The organism is Streptomyces sp. NPDC050619 (genome assembly GCF_040654815.1).
GTDB lineage: Bacteria > Actinomycetota > Actinomycetes > Streptomycetales > Streptomycetaceae > Streptomyces.
In genome coordinates this window covers 1-1161 of the sequence record NZ_JBFAIR010000170.1, presented here as the reverse complement: position 1 = coordinate 1161, position 1161 = coordinate 1, and the positions used below count along the sequence as shown (strand labels likewise).

General features: G+C 68.8%; 2 protein-coding genes. Both read right to left on the bottom strand.

The window, feature by feature from the left end; all coding sequences use genetic code 11:
* A partial coding sequence (locus tag AB0I77_RS53785) for a helix-turn-helix domain-containing protein (RefSeq protein WP_363290368.1) occupies nt 1–479 on the bottom strand: 479 nt, incomplete at its 3' end.
* A gap of 184 nt (nt 480–663) precedes the next feature.
* A partial coding sequence (locus AB0I77_RS53780; RefSeq protein WP_363290367.1) for a type 1 glutamine amidotransferase domain-containing protein occupies nt 664–1161 on the bottom strand: 498 nt, incomplete at its 5' end.

The window sequence follows — 1161 nt, the reverse complement described above, 5'->3', positions numbered from 1 at the left end:
AGCAGCCGGATGAACACGCGCTCCTGTTCCGGGTAGCGCCCGAAGTCGGTCCACAGGGCGGCGGCGAGCTGGTTCCAGCCCAGGATGTCGGTGCGCCGGCCGATGACGAAGGCGGGGGAGGCGGTGAGATCGTCCAGCATGCGCTGTAGCTGTGTGTCCACCTGCTGGCGATCGCCCGGCGTGGTCGGGCGGACCCTCTCCTTCGCCGCGAGGTCGAAGAGGTAGGTGCGCTGGTCGTCGTTCAGGTGGAGCACCTGGGCGATCTCGTCGAGCAGGGGGGCCGATGCCTGGAGGCGGCCCTGCTCGATGCGCGTGTAGTACTCGGTGCTGATCGCGGCGAGGAGGGCCACTTCCTCACGGCGCAGACCGCTCACGCGCCGCCGTTGCCCTCCGCGAAGTCCGACCGCGGAGGGGCTGAGCTCGCCACGGCGGGCCTTGAGGAACTCACCCAGCTCGTTCAGATGGGGGTTGCGGTTCATGATTCGCAGCCTCGCACAGAAACCCGGCGGTTGTGAGGGGGAGAGCTCCTGCCTGCGTTGGGCTTTACCGATATGTGTCAACACTTGTATCAGTTCCGACCTTCATGGCAACTGGGGAAAGAGGACTCGGCGACCCGGAATGCGTACCGGGCCGCCGAGTCCTCTTCCGCGTGCAGCTGAGTTGTCAGCTCAGTGCCTTGACCACCTCTTGGGCCAGGGGGACGGCCGAGCCCGGGTTCTGGCCGGTGTACAGGGTGCGGTCGACCTCGACGTGCGGGGCGAACGGCTCGGTCTCGCGGTAGTCGGCCCCGAGCTCGTTGACGAGGCGGTCCTGCAGCAGCCACTTCGCGCGGTCCGCGAGACCGTTCTGCTTCTCCTCGGCGTTGGAGAGGCCGGTCAGACGGTAGCCGGTGAACGGGGACGTTCCGTCCGGGCCGATGGTGGCCAGCAGCGCCGCGGGGCCGTGGCACACCAGGGACACCAGCTTGCCTGAGGCGAGCCAGTCGGTGAGCAGCGTGCCGGAGGCGGCGTTGTCGGGCAGGTCCTCCATCGGGCCCCAGCCGCCGGGGTAGAAGACGGCCACGTAGTCGTCGATGCGTACGTCCTCGATGCGCATCGGCTGCGTCAGCTCGGTGGCCTCGCGCAGCGCGGTCCGCATGCGCTGCGCGCCTTCCTCGCCGCC